Origin of the sequence: Rathayibacter sp. PhB152, from assembly GCF_003751395.1 — a bacterium.
Lineage (GTDB): Bacteria > Actinomycetota > Actinomycetes > Actinomycetales > Microbacteriaceae > Rathayibacter > Rathayibacter festucae.
Window position 1 is genome coordinate 244,286 of record NZ_RJUT01000005.1, and the last position, 16,048, is coordinate 260,333.

A 16,048-nucleotide genomic window follows, 5' to 3' on the forward strand; every position below is an offset into this window, starting at 1 on the left:
GGGGCTCAGGCCTCGTCGCCCTCGGCGCGGCGGCGGCCGCGCACGGCGCCGTCCGCCCGGGGGCCGCGGGTCGACTCGTCCTGGAACTCGGAGGCGGCGGCGAAGCCGAGGCGCGCGACCTCGAGCTCCTCCTCCTCCACGCCGACCCGCTCGCCGAGCGCGGTCGCCGCGTCGAAGTCTCGCGCCGCCTGGCTGTACTCGCCGCTCTCGAAGAGCGCGAGCCCGCGGTGCTTGAGTGCGAAGGAGTGCTCGACGTGCCACTCGTGCGTGCGCGCCTCCTCGACGCAGAGCGTCAGCTCGGAGAGCGCCTCGTCCGAGCGGTCGCGCAGCTGCATGAGGCGCGCGCGGCGGACGCGCGCGGTGAGCAGCTCGGCGCGGTCGCCGGAGAAGCGGGTGCGGCGGACGGCCTCGGTGGCGATGTCCCAGGCCTCGTCGAGGCGGCCGAGCAGGCGCAGCAGCTCGGCCTTCTCGGTGAGCGCGGCGAGGGAGCGCAGCGCGCCGATCTCCTCCAGGCGGTCCTGGGCGGCGTCGACGTCGATCTCCTCGCGGAGCGTCGCGGGGTCGTGGCGGATGATGATGCTCAGGGCGGTTCTTCCTCGTGGATGCGGATCCGGATCGGCGCACGCGGCGGCGAGAGGACGGAGGGGGCTCTGGCCCCCGTCCACTGTACGGGCAACCGGGCCGGGGCGCCCGGCCCGGGCGCGCGGGGTCGAGGTCGGCCCCGGCGACTCTCCTCAGCCCCGGCGGACCTGGAAGATGCTGCGGGCCGGCAGCGGCGAGGGCGTGGCGGTGTCGTCGGTGACGACCGAGGCGCCGCCGAGGAAGTTCTCCAGCTCGCGCCCCTGCACCAGCTTCGCGGGCGCGGGATCGGAGGCGAGCCGCCGCGGCAGCCCGTCCACCGGCAGCGGAGAGGGCGAGGCGAGCATCACCACGTTGCCGAAGCGCTTGGCCTTCAGCATCTGGGTGTCGGTCATGATCGCCGTGTGCGCGAAGACCGCCGCGAGCGTGGCGGCCTGGGCGCGGGCGAAGGCCAGCGCCCCGCCGTCGGCCACGTTGACCGCCACGACGCCGGTGGGCGCGAGCAGCGGCGCGATCTCCCGGTAGAACTCGGCACTCGTGACGTGCGCGGGCGTCCTGGCCCCGGAGAAGATGTCGACCACCACGACGTCGACCGTGCCGAGCAGCCCCGGCGGCAGCTTGCCGAGCACCTCGCGGGCGTCGCCCTGGCGGATCCGGATCTGCGCGCCGCGGGGCAGCGGGAGCGCCTCCCGCACCAGGTCGACGAGCGCCGCCTCGATCTCGACCACCTGCTGGCGCGAGCCGGGCCGGGTCGCCGCGACGTAGCGGGGGAGGGTCAGCGCGCCGGCGCCCAGGTGCAGCGCCGTCACGGCCTCGCCCTCGGGCGCGAGCAGGTCGATCGCGTGGCCGATCCGCCGCACGTACTCGAAGGAGAGGTGCGTGGGGTCGGCGAGGTCGACGTGCGACTGCGGGGTCCCGTCGACGACGAGGGTCGCCGCGTCGGAGGAGTGCCGGTCGGGCTCGATCTGCGCGAGGAATCCGCTGGCGAGCACGGCGCGGGGGTGCTCGGAGTCGTCGCCGCGTCGGCGACCGGTGCGTTCGGCCATCCGACCAGTCTGCCGTGCCGCGCAGGAGGGGAGGCGGAGCGGGAGAGGCGGAGCGGGAGAGGCGGGGAGGGAGAGACGGAGCGGGCGAGACCCTCGACCCGGCCGTATACCCGAGGCCCGTGCCGGACGCAAGCACCTGCACTTGCGCGGCGTGGCGCAGTGCATCTATAGTTGTACTTTGCGCTCCCGAGTGCCGAGTCGTCATATTGCGGTCGACCAGCCATCGGAACCCGGCATCAGATGGTGGATGCCGATGCCACACTCTAGCCCCCGCCCCGAAGGCCGCGTCAAACCGGTCGCTTCGTCGCTGCGGCCGCGTCACCGCGGTCACGGAACGGGGGGCAGGACGTGTCGGCCCGCCCGGCGGGAGCCCACTCCACACATCCCACAGATTGAGACCCGCGAGGGTCTACGGAGGTTCCTTCCTTGGCTGCTGCGCCCAACGCAACCACCACCTCACCCAAGAACGGACGCGGAGCTTCGCGTCTCTCGTTCGCCAAGATCAGCGACACCCTGACGGTTCCGGATCTGCTCGCGCTGCAGACCGAGAGCTTCGACTGGCTCGTCGGCTCGGAGGCGTGGAAGACCCGCGTCGCCGAGGCGAAGGCCGTCGGCCGGGAGGATCTCCCCGCCAACTCCGGACTCGACGAGATCTTCGAGGAGATCTCCCCGATCGAGGACCTCAGCGAGACGATGCAGCTGAGCTTCACGAACCCGTACCTCGAGCCCGAGAAGTACACGATCGAGGAGTGCAAGGAGCGCGGCAAGACCTACGCCGCTCCGCTGTACGTCGAGGCCGAGTTCATGAACCACCTCACGGGTGAGATCAAGACCCAGACGGTCTTCATGGGCGACTTCCCCCTGATGACCGAGAAGGGCACGTTCATCATCAACGGCACCGAGCGTGTCGTCGTGTCCCAGCTCGTCCGCAGCCCGGGCGTGTACTTCGAGCGCCAGCAGGAGAAGACGTCCGACAAGGACATCTACTCCGCCCGCGTCATCCCCAGCCGCGGTGCGTGGCTCGAGTTCGAGATCGACAAGCGCGACCAGGTCGGCGTCCGCATCGACCGCAAGCGCAAGCAGTCGGTCACCGTCTTCCTCAAGGCCCTGGGCCTGACGAGCGAGGAGATCCTCGAGCAGTTCGCCGGCTACGAGTCGATCGAGCTGACCCTCGAGAAGGACAACATCCTCACCAAGGAGGACGCCCTCCGCGACATCTACCGCAAGCTCCGCCCGGGCGAGCAGGTCGCCGCCGAGGCCGCCCGCGCGCTGCTGGACAACTTCTACTTCAACAGCAAGCGCTACGACCTCGCCAAGGTCGGCCGCTACAAGATCAACCGCAAGCTCGGCATCGACAAGGCACTGTCCGACTCGGTGCTCACGGTCGAGGACATCATCGCGACCATCAAGTACCTGGTCGCGCTGCACGACGGCCGCACCAACCTGCCCGGTGTGCGCGACGGCGCCGCGGTCGACCTCCGCCTCGACGTGGACGACATCGACCACTTCGGCAACCGCCGCATCCGCGCGGTCGGCGAGCTCATCCAGAACCAGGTCCGCACCGGTCTGTCCCGCATGGAGCGCGTCGTTCGCGAGCGCATGACCACGCAGGACATCGAGGCGATCACCCCGCAGACCCTGATCAACGTCCGCCCCGTGGTGGCCGCGATCAAGGAGTTCTTCGGCACCTCGCAGCTGTCGCAGTTCATGGACCAGAACAACCCGCTCGCGGGTCTGACCCACAAGCGCCGCCTGTCGGCGCTCGGCCCCGGCGGTCTCTCCCGTGAGCGCGCCGGCGTCGAGGTCCGCGACGTCCACCCGTCGCACTACGGCCGCATGTGCCCGATCGAGACCCCGGAAGGCCCGAACATCGGCCTGATCGGCTCGCTCGCGTCCTTCGCGCGCATCAACTCGTTCGGCTTCATCGAGACCCCGTACCGCAAGGTCGTCGACGGCGTCGTCACCGCGCAGATCGACTACCTCACCGCGTCCGAGGAGGACGAGTACCTGGTCGCCCAGGCGAACGCCCCCCTCACCTCCGACATGCGCTTCGCCGAGGGCAAGGTCCTGGTCCGCCCCAAGGGCGGAGAGGTCGAGCTCGTCGACGCCGAGCGCGTGCACTACATGGACGTCTCGCCGCGCCAGATGGTGTCGGTCGCGACCTCGCTGATCCCGTTCCTCGAGCACGACGACGCGAACCGCGCGCTCATGGGCGCGAACATGCAGCGTCAGGCCGTCCCGCTGCTGCGCAGCGAGTCGCCCGTCGTCGGAACCGGCATGGAGGGCTTCGCGGCCATCGACGCCGGCGACGTCATCACGGCCGACAAGGCCGGCGTGGTCCAGGAGGTCTCCGCCGACTCCGTCACCGTCCAGCTGGACGAGGGCGGCACGCAGACCTACTTCCTGCGCAAGTTCGACCGCTCGAACCAGGGCACCTCGTACAACAACCGCGTGGTCGTCTCCGCCGGTGAGCGCATCGAGGTCGGCGAGATCGTCGCCGACGGTCCCGCGACCGAGAACGGCGAGCTCGCGCTCGGCAAGAACCTGCTCGTCGCGTTCATGCCGTGGGAGGGTCACAACTTCGAGGACGCGATCATCCTCAGCCAGAACCTGGTGAAGGACGACGTCCTCTCCTCGATCCACATCGAGGAGTACGAGGTCGACGCCCGCGACACCAAGCTCGGCAAGGAGGAGATCACCCGCGACCTCCCCAACGTCAGCCCGGAGCTCCTGGCCGACCTGGACGAGCGCGGCATCATCCGCATCGGCGCCGAGGTCCGCCCCGGCGACATCCTCGTCGGCAAGGTCACGCCCAAGGGCGAGACCGAGCTCTCGGCCGAGGAGCGCCTGCTCCGCGCGATCTTCAACGAGAAGAGCCGCGAGGTCCGCGACACGTCGCTCAAGGTGCCCCACGGCGAGCAGGGCACGATCATCGGCGTCAAGGTGTTCGACGCGCAGGACGGCGACGACGAGCTCGGCTCGGGCGTCAACCAGCGCGTGGTCGTCTACATCGCCCAGAAGCGCAAGATCACCGAGGGCGACAAGCTCGCCGGCCGCCACGGCAACAAGGGCGTCATCTCGAAGATCCTGCCGGTCGAGGACATGCCGTTCCTCGCCGACGGCACCCCGGTCGACATCGTGCTCAACCCGCTCGGCGTCCCCGGCCGGATGAACTTCGGCCAGGTCCTCGAGATCCACCTCGGCTGGATCGCGAAGCAGGGCTGGAAGGTCGACGGCAAGCCCGAGTGGGCCAAGCGCCTGCCCGAGCACGCCCGCGAGGCCGCTCCCGGCACCAAGGTCGCCACCCCGGTGTTCGACGGTGCGGCGGAGGAGGAGCTCGCAGGGCTCCTCGACTCCACCACCCCGACCCGCGACGGCGAGCGCCTGATCGGCTCGTCCGGCAAGACGCAGCTGTTCGACGGCCGCTCGGGGGAGCCCTTCCCGGACCCGGTCTCGGTCGGCTACATGTACATCCTGAAGCTGCACCACCTCGTCGACGACAAGATCCACGCGCGCTCGACGGGCCCGTACTCGATGATCACCCAGCAGCCGCTCGGTGGTAAGGCGCAGTTCGGCGGCCAGCGCTTCGGCGAGATGGAGGTGTGGGCCCTCGAGGCCTACGGAGCCGCCTACGCGCTGCAGGAGCTCCTCACCATCAAGTCGGACGACATCCTCGGCCGCGTGAAGGTGTACGAGGCCATTGTCAAGGGTGAGAACATCCAGGAGCCGGGCATCCCGGAGTCCTTCAAGGTCCTCATCAAGGAGATGCAGTCCCTGTGCCTGAACGTCGAGGTCCTCTCGGCCGACGGCACCGCGGTCAGCCTGCGCGACACGGATGACGAGGTCTACCGCGCCGCGGAGGAGCTCGGCATCAACATCTCCTCCCGGTTCGAGTCGTCCTCCGTCGACGACATCTGATCCCGCGCCAGCATCTGACGACTCCCCGTCTCTGACGAGACACCCTGTTTTCCGACAAGGAGAAAACATTGCTCGACGTAACAACTTTTGACGAGCTGCGCATCGGCCTCGCGACGGCCGATGACATCCGTCGCTGGTCGCACGGTGAAGTGAAGAAGCCCGAGACCATCAACTACCGCACCCTCAAGCCCGAGAAGGACGGTCTGTTCGGCGAGCAGATCTTCGGACCCTCGCGCGACTGGGAGTGCTCCTGCGGCAAGTACAAGCGGGTCCGCTTCAAGGGCATCGTCTGCGAGCGCTGCGGCGTCGAGGTCACCAAGTCCTCGGTCCGCCGCGAGCGGATGGGCCACATCGAGCTCGCCGCCCCCGTCACCCACATCTGGTACTTCAAGGGCGTCCCCTCGCGCCTCGGATACCTGCTGGACATGGCGCCGAAGGACCTCGAGAAGGTCATCTACTTCGCCGCGTACATGATCATCGACGTGGACGACGACGGCCGTCACGCCGACATGCCCGGCCTCGAGAACGAGCTCCGGCTCGAGATCAAGACCCTCTCGGACCAGCGCGACTCCCGCATCGCGGACCGCCTGGCGCGCCTCGAGACCGACCTCGCCGCCCTGGAGGCGGAGGGCGCGAAGAGCGACCAGAAGCGCCGCACCAAGGACGGCGCCGAGAAGGAGATGGGCCAGATCCGCAAGTCCTTCGACGAGGACATCGCGCGACTGGAGAGCGTCTGGGAGCAGTTCCGCACCCTGAAGGTCGGCGACCTCAAGCCCGAGGACGCCGTCTTCAACGAGCTCGTCGACCGCTACGGCGTCTACTTCGAGGCCTACATGGGCGCCGAGGCGATCAAGAAGCGCCTCGAGCAGTTCGACCTCCAGGCCGAGGCCGAGACGCTGCACCTGCAGATCGCCGAGGGCAAGGGTCAGAAGAAGATCCGCGCCATCAAGCGCCTGCGCGTCGTCAACTCGTTCCTCGCCACCGGCAACTCGCCGGCCGCGATGGTCCTCGACGTGGTCCCGGTCATCCCGCCGGAGCTGCGCCCGATGGTCCAGCTCGACGGTGGCCGCTTCGCCACCTCCGACCTGAACGACCTGTACCGCCGCGTCATCAACCGCAACAACCGCCTCCGCCGCCTGCTCGACCTCGGTGCCCCCGAGATCATCGTGAACAACGAGAAGCGCATGCTCCAGGAGGCGGTCGACGCCCTCTTCGACAACGGCCGCCGCGGCCGTCCCGTCACCGGTACCGGCAACCGCGCCCTGAAGTCCCTGAGCGACATGCTCAAGGGAAAGCAGGGTCGCTTCCGCCAGAACCTGCTGGGCAAGCGCGTCGACTACTCGGGCCGCTCGGTCATCATCGTCGGACCGCAGCTCAAGCTGCACCAGTGCGGTCTGCCCAAGCAGATGGCGCTCGAGCTGTTCAAGCCGTTCGTCATCAAGCGCCTGATCGACCTCTCGCACGCGCAGAACATCAAGGCCGCCAAGCGCATGGTCGAGCGCTCGCGTCCGCAGGTCTGGGACGTGCTCGAGGAGATCATCCGCGAGCGCCCCGTCCTGCTCAACCGCGCGCCCACCCTGCACCGACTCGGCATCCAGGCCTTCGAGCCCCAGCTGGTCGAGGGCAAGGCGATCCAGCTGCACCCGCTCGTCTGCGCCGCGTTCAACGCGGACTTCGACGGCGACCAGATGGCCGTCCACCTGCCCCTGTCGGTCGAGGCCCAGGCCGAGGCGCGCATCCTGATGCTCGCCTCGAACAACATCCTCAAGCCCTCCGACGGCCGCCCGGTCACCCTGCCCACGCAGGACATGATCATCGGCCTGCACCACCTGACGACCATCCGCGAGGGTGGCGCCGGTGAGGGCCGCGCGTTCTCCTCCGTCTCGGAGGCGATCCTCGCGAAGGACCAGGGCTCGCTGCACCTGAACTCGAAGGTCCGCATCCGCATGTCGGACGTGTACTTCGTGCAGGGTCAGGCTCCCGAGGGCGTCGAGATCGACGACAAGGGCAAGGTCACCGCGCCCGTCCTCCTCGACACGACGCTCGGCCGCGCCCTCTTCAACGAGGCGCTGCCGGTCGACTACCCCTACTTCGAGCAGGTCGCCGACAAGACGACCATCTCCGGGATCGTCAACGACCTCGCGGAGCGCTACCCGAAGGTGGAGGTCGCCGCCTCGCTCGACCGCATCAAGGACGCCGGCTTCTACTGGGCCACCCGGTCCGGTGTCACCGTCGCCCTCTCGGACATCCTGACCCCGCCCTCGAAGCCCGTCATCATCGCGGGCTACGAGAAGAAGGCGGCCAAGGTCGAGTCCGAGTACGACAAGGGTCTGACCACCCAGGCGGAGCGCCGCCAGGAGCTAGTGAAGATCTGGACCGAGGCGACCGACGAGGTCGCCAAGGCGATGCGCGCGAACTTCCCGATCGACAACACGATCAACCGCATGGTCACCTCCGGTGCCCGTGGAAACTGGCTGCAGGTGCGCAACATCGCCGGCATGCGCGGCCTGGTGAACAACCCGAAGGGCGAGATCATCGCCCGTCCGATCATCTCCTCGTACCGCGAGGGCCTGTCGGTCGCCGAGTACTTCATCGCCACGCACGGTGCCCGCAAGGGCCTGGCCGACACCGCGCTCCGCACCGCGGACTCGGGCTACCTGACGCGTCGACTCGTCGACGTCTCGCAGGACGTCATCATCCGCGAGGACGACTGCGGCACGACCAAGGGCCTCGACCTGCCGATCATGCTCCAGGACGCCACCGGCGCCTGGATCCAGGACTCCAACGTCGAGAACTCCGTCTACGCCCGCTCGCTCGCCACCGCGGCGACGAACGAGGCCGGCGAGGTCGTGGCCGAGGCCGGCGAGGACGTCGGCGACGTCCTCATCGAGAAGCTGGTCGGCGCCGAGGTGCGTCACATCAAGGTGCGCTCGGTCCTGACCTGCGAGTCGGCCGTCGGCGTCTGCGCGGCCTGCTACGGCCGCTCGCTCGCCACCGGCAAGCTCGTCGACATCGGCGAGGCCGTCGGCATCATCGCGGCCCAGTCGATCGGCGAGCCCGGCACGCAGCTCACGATGCGCACCTTCCACACCGGTGGATCGGCCTCGGCCGACGACATCACGCAGGGTCTGCCCCGCGTGCAGGAGCTCTTCGAGGCCCGCACCCCCAAGGGTGCGTCGCCCATCGCGGAGGCCGCCGGTCGCATCACGATCGAGGACACCGACCGGGCCCGCCGGGTCATCCTCCAGCCGGACAACGGCGACGAGGCGGTCATCTACCCGGTGCTCAAGCGCTCGCAGCTCCTCGTCGAGGACGGCCAGTCGGTCGTGCTCGGTCAGCAGCTGCACGTGGGAACGGTCGACCCCAAGGAGGTCCTGCGCGTGCTGGGCGTCCGCGAGGTCCAGAAGCACCTCGTCGGCGGCGTCCAGGGCGTCTACCGCTCGCAGGGCGTCCCGATCCACGACAAGCACATCGAGGTCATCGTCCGGCAGATGCTCCGCAAGGTCACCGTCGTCGACCACGGCGACACCGACCTGCTGCCGGGTGAGCTCGTCGACCGCTCGCGCTACAGCGAGGTCAACCGTGCGGCTCTGACCGAGGGCAAGCGGACCGCGTCCGCTCGCCAGGAGGTCATGGGCATCACCAAGGCCTCGCTCGCGACCGAGTCGTGGCTGTCGGCCGCGTCCTTCCAGGAGACCACCCGCGTCCTGACGCAGGCGGCCATGGAGGGCAAGCGCGACCCGCTGATGGGCCTCAAGGAGAACGTGATCATCGGAAAGCTGATCCCGGCCGGAACGGGTCTGCCCCGCTACCGGAACGTGTCGGTCGAGGCGACGGAGGAGGCGAAGGCCGAGCGGTACCCCAACCGCATCTTCGCCGACGACGCCGCGTTCAGCGACGCGGACCTCTCGTTCGTCGACTTCGACTCGTTCTCGAGCGACGGCTACGAGCCCGGCAACTACAGCTGAGCACGGTCTGACTGACGACGAAGGGCCCCGCCGGGAGACCGGCGGGGCCCTTCGTCGTCAGCGGCACCGTGCGGGCACTGCGACGCGCGACGGGTGCCTCGCGCGGCGCGCGGTAAGGGCACCCTGACTGGGGGTCCGTCGATTCCCGACAGAGAGCCCGAACGGGGGCGTCCGGATGATTGACTTCTGGGACGTTCGTCCGGTCGATCCCCTGAACCCGCTCAGCAGGGGTCGCGGCGGTGAGGAAACGTGCGGATGAGAGTCCTGATCGCCGTGCTGGCCGCCCTTCTCGTGGTGGTCGGTGCCGTCGTCGTACCGTCGGGCACCGCGGTCGCCGCGGCCGCTGCAGCCGCCCCACCGCCGGCGACCTGCGGCATCGCCGAGCTCGCCCCGGTCCTCTCGGGCGACGACGTCGAGTCCACAGCGGCGGCCTCGCTGGTGCCGATCCTGGTGCTGCACGGCTGGCTCGGCACCGCGACGCACGACGAGTCGCGCACGGGCGCCTTCTCGCACCTGGTCGACCTGATCGCCACCAACGGCGTCGACCAGCCGGTCACCACCTCCCAGCGCTCGCTCATCGGCGCGTTCCAGGACACCGAGGGCGCCGTCGTCTACACCTTCGACTACCGCGATCTCGCGGCCCGCTGGGTGACCGATCCCGGCATCGCCGACGCCCTGGCCTCCTCGATCGCTTGCCTCACCGCCGCGACCGGCCACCGGGCCGTCGTCGTCGCCCACTCGATGGGCGGCCTCGCCGCGCGCCAGGCCCTCAGCCAGAGCGTCGACGGCGTGCCGGTGGAGTCGATGGTGCGCGAGGTCGTCACCTTCGGCACGCCCAACACGGGCTCGGACCTCGCCCTCCGCCTCGGCCAGATCATCGACTCCACCGGCACGGTCAGCCCCGCGGTGGTCGGCGGACTCGAGCCGCAGTCGCGCCTCGGCATCTCGGCCCTGCTCGCCTCCTGCGGCGCGGCGGCGTCGGAGGACGCGGGCAACGCGGGGGAGTGCACGGGCATGCCCATGATCGATGCGCTGTCCTCGCAGGCGGGGATCGCCCTGCGCACCGGCTCCACGCAGCTCGCGGCCCTGCCGCCGTGGCCGGAGAGCGTCCGCGTGGTCTCGCTCGCCGGCGACATCCGGGTGACCATCGCCTCGGTCCTGGGCTCGCGGACGGGCTCGGTGTCGCTCGGCGACATCATCGTCGCGCCGCCGTCGGCCGAGGCGGGCGTCGATGACTACGTCGTGTCGACCTGCTATTACACGCTCCTGTCGATGCCGGACGTCCCGTCGGTGCTCGCGGAGCTGAACCCCTTGGCGCGGCTGGGCGACGCGCTGCGCTTCTCCGCGATGGTGGTCGCCATCGACGCCAGCCCGTGCCACCACGCCAAGCTGATGCGCAACGTCGAGCTCGCAGGCCACGCCGAGGCGGAGGTCGCCGGTGCGGTGGCGGACGAGCTCGGCATCCCGCGCCTCGGGGCCGTGCGCGCGGGGCAGCACCTCCTGCCGCCGTCGGACGAGCCCCGCCGCCCCTTCCGCCCCTGATCGGCGGGACATGATGTCCGGAGTTTTGACGCGGCCCTGATCGAGCGCCTACGGTCGAGATCGGCCGAAGGGGCGGCCGCCTGGGGGACAGGCAGCGCGGCTCGCGCGGCTCGCACGCCGAGCGCGAGCCGCGCCCGTCCCCGCGCGTCCGGCGGCCTCTGTGACCTCCCGAGTCGCCCCTGTGCGCGACGACTGTCGGCGATCGTCTACGCTCGGGTGCACCGGGGACGCCGAAGCCGCCCCGCTCACCCGCCTCCGGAGGCACGATGGGCACCGACACCCCGCCTGAGGTCCCGCCGCGACCGGCGCGACTCAGCCGTGAGCAGGTCCGGACCCGGCTCCTCGACGCCGCCCTCGCGGTCGTCCGCGCGGAGGGCCTGCGCGTCGGCGTCTCCCACCTGCCGCTCGAGGACGTCATCCGCTCCGCCGGCGTGCCGCGCAGCACGGTCTACCGGATCTGGCCCACCCGTCAGGCGTTCTACGACGAGCTGGTCGCGGCGATCCCCGAGCGGATACTCACGGCCCGGCTCGACCCCACCTCGCTCACCGCGGGGGACGCCTACCTGCACCGCCGCCTCGCCGAGCAGCCGACTCCCGAGCAGATGCGCGAGATCCTCGTCGCCTCGCTCACCGTCGCCATCGAGGCCAACTACGACAACGTGTTCGCCTCGCAGCACTGGCGCAACTTCGTCGCCCTGATCGGCGCGGTCGACTCGCACTCCGAGTCGGCCCGCGTCGCGATCCACGAGGCCCTGCACTCCCGCCAGGTGCACTTCATCGAGAACATGGCGAAGTACTACCGGCACACCCTCGCCGAGGCGGGTCTGCGCCTGCGCTCGGGCCGGGAGGAGGAGTACGCCGTGCTCGCCTCCGCGATCTCGTCGTTCGTCGAGGGACTCTGCGTCGCCCGGATCGCCGCGCCCGAGCTGGTGACCGGACCGATCGATCCGGGCCGGCCGGACTCGCCCTCGCTCGTGGTGGCGGGCACGCTGATGCTGATCGACGGCTTCTGCGAGCCCGTGCCGTCCGCGCCCGCGCCCACCGGGTCGGCACCGGCGGAGGACGCCGCGCTCTAGCGGTCGGCGGGAGGCTCGTCCTCGGCGACCGGCTCGAGCATCCCGTCGACGATCGAGCGGATCGTCCAGGCGGTGAGGCTCCACTCGACCGGCTCGCCGTCCAGGCCGGGCGCCGTGACGACGGCGTCGAGCTCGTCGTCGAGCAGCCGCCCGCGGTGCACCAGCCCGTCCGTGACGATCGCGGTGAGGTGCGCGAGCTGGAGCGTGGTGAAGCCGGGCCGGAGTGAGGCGCTGAACTGGTCCAGGACGTCCTGGTAGTAGTCGCGCAGCCGCTGGCTGAGCATCGTCTCGAGTCGGCGGGCGGTGGCGCGCACCGCCTCGCGCGCGGGCCCCTCCTCCATCGAGAAGGTGCAGGCCAGCAGCGCGTTGTAGGAGGACCAGTCCACCGAGGCGCGGAGGGTCTCCACGCTGGAGTTCGCGCCGATGCGGATCATCTCCCAGGCCACCTGGCGGCGGCCCACCGCGGTGCCGAGGTGGGCGGAGGAGCGCTCGTAGACCTCGGTCATCGCCCGCTGGGCGTCGGGATCCGCGCCGTCCGCGAAGCGGTCCGCGACGAAGATCTCGCCGATCAGGTCGGCGACGAACTCCTCCCGCGTGCTCCAGATCCGGTAGACCGAGCTGCGCGGCACGGCGGCCAGGCGGATGTACTCCTCCATCGGCAGGTGGGCGAAGCCGACCGTGAGCCCGTGGGCCGAGATGACCTCGCGGGCGGCGCGGAGCATCCGGGTCCGCACCTGGTCGGCGGGGATCCGGGTCGAGCGGAGGGCGGTCTCGTCGGAGTCGTTCATCGACACGGAGACTAGCCCTCCTGGGCGGGGTGCGAGCAAGGAGCGGGCTCGGCTGAGATGCGCTGATCGCCGACGGGACGGAATGTCCCGTGCGTGGCTCGGCCGGTCCTCCTTTCGCTACGGTTCGATCCAGGACGGACCCGACCGTCCTTGCAAGGGGTTTCCGTGGCGGAATTCGAGAAGTTCGCTGTGACCGTGGTGAGCGGTCTGTCCATCGAGCGCGCGGCGCTCACGGCCCTCCTGGCCGACGTCCTCCCGCACCTCGGTGTCGCGGACCCGGACGCCGCCGAGGCGGACACGATCGCGGTCCTGGACCTCGACCGGGTCGCGCCCGAGGTGCTGACCAGCACGCTCGCGGCGGTCAGCGCGCGGCATCGCGGTCTGGTGGTGCTGTCCGCGTCGGACTCGCTCGAGGCCGTCCGCGCCGTGCTCCGCCTCGAGCGCACCGCCTTCGTCTGGAAGGGCGACGAGCCGGGCGAGCTCGTCGCGGCCCTGGTGTCGGTCGCGTCCGGCCGCTCCTGGATCTCGGAGGCGGCGCGGCACCGCTTCCTCGCCGCCGGCGAGCACCGCCGGCCCGTGCTCAGCCGGCAGGAGAGCCGCGTCATGCGCTCGTACGGTTCCGGCGCGGCGGTCAAGGACGTCGCCCTCGACATGCGGATCGCCGAGCACACCGTGCGCACCTACATCAAGCGGATCAAGGCCAAGTACCTCGACGCCGGCATCGCGCTGGAGTCACGGGTCGACTTCTACCGCCACCTCGACGGGCACGACGTCGCGATCCGCAACGGCCGCGACCGGGTGCGGCCCGGCCTGCAGGAGGCGGGCGGCGGCGTGCGAGGCGAGGTCGTCTCGTGAGGCGAGCAGGATCGCATTGCCGCTCCCGCGGCCCTCGGCGTAGCTGAGCGGACCGACGGCGGCGACCACCGGCAGGACGCGCTGCACCTCCCGTCGGAGCCGCCGCAGGCGCCGGTGATCGGCGTCGTCGGCGACGTTGACCGCGAGCAGGCCGCCGCCCTCCACCAGCCCGGCGAGACGGCCGAGCACCTCGGCGCGGTAGAAGGGCTCCGGGATCTCGTCGCCGTCGTAGACGTCCAGCACGACGAGGTCGGCCGGCGGCACGGCGAGGGGGCCGGCGGCGTCCGCGGTGACGCTGCGCAGCCGCGTCCCGGCGGGGAGCGGTGCGTGCGCCAGCACGAACTCGACCAGCCCGGCGGCGCGCTCGACGACCGTCTGCTCGGAGCCCGGCCGGGTCGCAGCGACATGGCGCGCCAGGGCCAGCGCCCCGGCGCCGAGGTGGAGGACCGTCACGGGGACGCCCTGCGGCGCGAGCGCATCGACCGCGGCGCCGAGCCGGGCCAGGTACTCGAGGCCGAGCTGCTCGGGCGCGCGGAGGTCGATCAGGGACTGCTCCGAGCCGTCGATCTCCAGCACCAGCGAGCCCTCGCGGATCGGGTCGGGCTCGAGCGAGACCAGCGCTCCACCGGGGAGTCGGGCGGAGGGGGTCACCCGCTCACGCTAGCGGGCGCTCCCGCCTCGCGCCGGACCGCGGCCGCGGCTACGGTTGCAGCCATGGCCGCCCTCATCCTGCTCGACGTCGACGGCGTCCTGAACCCGTCCGTCTCGAGCGACCGCGCAGCCGGCGGCCACCGGCTGATGCTCGAGCCCGAGCGCGAGGAGCTGGTGCGCCGCCTCGCCGCCGTCGGAACGATCGTCTGGGCCACCACCTGGCCGCCGAAGCTCACCTCGGTGCTCGCGGACGACCTCGGTCTGCCGGCCGGCACCGAGGCCATCGTCTTCGGCGGCGGCCTGCCGCGCGACCCGCGCTTCCCCGGGCAGACCGGCAAGCTCCAGCCGGTCGCCGTCTGGCTCGAGCAGGCACGGGAGAGGTCCGCGATCGACGCCGTCGTCTGGATCGACGACAACCTCCGCGGCGACGCCTTCGACTGGGCGCGCGAGCAGGAGACGCCGTTCCACCTGATCGTGCCCGAGGCGGCGACCGGTCTGACGGCGGACGAGGTCGCCGGAGCGGAGTCGTTCCTCGCGGGACTCGGTGCCCGCCCGGCGTCACACGGCGACATCCGGGAATAGCGGTCCCCCTCCCGCTGGTTGGGTGGAGGGTGCGGACGCGTGCGATCGATCGCCGTCCGCTCCTCCCCACCCCACCGAACCGTGCGCGGCTCCGGCCGCGATCCGGTCGTGAGACACCGCGATGCTACGAAGGAAAGACACTGTGACGCTCCTCCCCGCCCGCACCTCGCTGCGCGTCCTGCTCGGCACGACCGCGGCCGCCGCCGCCCTCGTCCTCGCCGGCTGCGCCCCCGCCTCCACCGACGACGTGGTCTCCGGTTCCAGCGGCGACAGCACCGCGTCGACCGCCTCCGGGCTGACGCTCGCCGAGGTCGAGGAGTCCGGGAAGCTGACCATCGGCACCGAGGGCACCTACTCGCCGTTCTCGTTCCACGCGGACGGCGGCACCGGCGACCTCACCGGCTACGACGTCGAGGTCATCACCGCGGTCGCCGAGAAGCTCGGCGTCGAGCCTGAGTTCGAGGAGACCCAGTGGGACGCGATGTTCGCGGGACTGGACGGCGGCCGCTTCGACGTGATCGCCAACCAGGTCTCGATCAACGACGAGCGCAGCGCGAAGTACGACTTCTCCGAGCCGTACTCGGTGAGCCCCGGCGTGGTCGTCGTGCCGGCCGACGACACCGAGATCACCTCGCTCGACTCGCTCTCCGGCAAGACGACCGCGCAGTCGCTCTCGAGCAACTGGTACACGCTCGCGCAGGACAGCGGCGCGACCGTCGAGGGCGTCGAGGGCTGGGCCCAGGCCGTCGCCCTCGTCGAGCAGGGCCGCGTGGACGCGACCCTCAACGACCGCCTCACCTGGCTGGACTGGTCCACGACCTACCCCGACCAGGCCGCGGGCCTGAAGGTCGCCGTGACGACCGACGACAGCTCTTCCAGCGCCTTCACCTTCCCGAAGGGCTCGGACGACCTCGTCGCCGCGGTCGACGGCGCCCTCGACGAGCTGCGCGCCGACGGCACCCTCGCCTCCATCTCCGAGCGCTACTTCGGCGCCGACGTCTCCCAGTAGGAGCGACATGCTGATCGAGTAGCCCGCGCAGCGG

Annotated in this window: 10 protein-coding genes; 7 read left to right on the forward strand and 3 right to left on the reverse strand. The window is 70.8% G+C overall.

Features of this window, described 5'->3' with window-relative positions:
• Positions 1 to 5: 5 nt before the first annotated feature.
• Positions 6 to 665, reverse strand: coding sequence for a hypothetical protein (locus tag EDF36_RS14075; protein WP_185019941.1), 660 nt, complete (start codon positions 663 to 665; stop codon positions 6 to 8).
• A gap of 69 nt (positions 666 to 734) precedes the next feature.
• Positions 735 to 1,625: a spermidine synthase gene (locus tag EDF36_RS14080; protein WP_123733504.1), complete on the reverse strand. Its 891-nt coding sequence runs from the start codon at positions 1,623 to 1,625 to the stop codon at positions 735 to 737.
• 426 nt (positions 1,626 to 2,051) lie between these two features.
• On the opposite strand from EDF36_RS14080, the gene rpoB reads away from it, so the two are divergent.
• The 4 genes from rpoB to EDF36_RS14100 all read left to right on the forward strand — a co-directional run bounded on the left by rpoB (position 2,052) and on the right by EDF36_RS14100 (position 12,129).
• Positions 2,052 to 5,543 carry a DNA-directed RNA polymerase subunit beta gene (rpoB, locus tag EDF36_RS14085; RefSeq protein ID WP_123445024.1) on the forward strand — a complete coding sequence of 1,164 codons (3,492 nt, stop codon included), beginning with the start codon at positions 2,052 to 2,054 and terminating at the stop codon, positions 5,541 to 5,543.
• Between the two features lie 68 nt (positions 5,544 to 5,611).
• A complete protein-coding gene (locus EDF36_RS14090) occupies positions 5,612 to 9,511 on the forward strand; it encodes a DNA-directed RNA polymerase subunit beta' (protein WP_123733505.1) in 3,900 nt (1,299 codons plus the stop codon).
• Between the two features lie 255 nt (positions 9,512 to 9,766).
• A complete protein-coding gene (locus EDF36_RS14095) occupies positions 9,767 to 11,053 on the forward strand; it encodes a triacylglycerol lipase (RefSeq protein ID WP_123733506.1) in 1,287 nt (428 codons plus the stop codon).
• Between the two features lie 266 nt (positions 11,054 to 11,319).
• On the forward strand, positions 11,320 to 12,129 hold the full coding sequence (locus EDF36_RS14100) for a TetR/AcrR family transcriptional regulator (RefSeq protein WP_123702083.1): 810 nt from the start codon (positions 11,320 to 11,322) through the stop codon (positions 12,127 to 12,129).
• On the opposite strand, the gene EDF36_RS14105 is transcribed toward EDF36_RS14100, so the two are convergent.
• A complete protein-coding gene (locus tag EDF36_RS14105) occupies positions 12,126 to 12,917 on the reverse strand; it encodes a hypothetical protein (RefSeq protein WP_148060052.1) in 792 nt (263 codons plus the stop codon). The two genes, EDF36_RS14100 and EDF36_RS14105, sit on opposite strands and share 4 nt — an antisense overlap.
• Before the next feature lie 165 nt (positions 12,918 to 13,082).
• Between EDF36_RS14105 and EDF36_RS14110 the strand changes: the two genes are divergently transcribed.
• From EDF36_RS14110 to EDF36_RS14120, 3 genes are all read left to right on the forward strand, one after another.
• Positions 13,083 to 13,772 (forward strand): LuxR C-terminal-related transcriptional regulator, encoded by a 690-nt coding sequence (locus tag EDF36_RS14110; RefSeq protein ID WP_123733508.1) that lies wholly within the window; start codon positions 13,083 to 13,085, stop codon positions 13,770 to 13,772.
• 714 nt (positions 13,773 to 14,486) lie between these two features.
• On the forward strand, positions 14,487 to 15,005 hold the full coding sequence (locus tag EDF36_RS14115; protein WP_123702088.1) for an HAD domain-containing protein: 519 nt from the start codon (positions 14,487 to 14,489) through the stop codon (positions 15,003 to 15,005).
• A 142-nt stretch (positions 15,006 to 15,147) separates the two neighbouring features.
• Positions 15,148 to 16,014, forward strand: a complete 867-nt coding sequence (locus EDF36_RS14120) for an amino acid ABC transporter substrate-binding protein (RefSeq protein WP_397459903.1) — start codon at positions 15,148 to 15,150, stop codon at positions 16,012 to 16,014.
• Positions 16,015 to 16,048 lie beyond the last annotated feature (34 nt).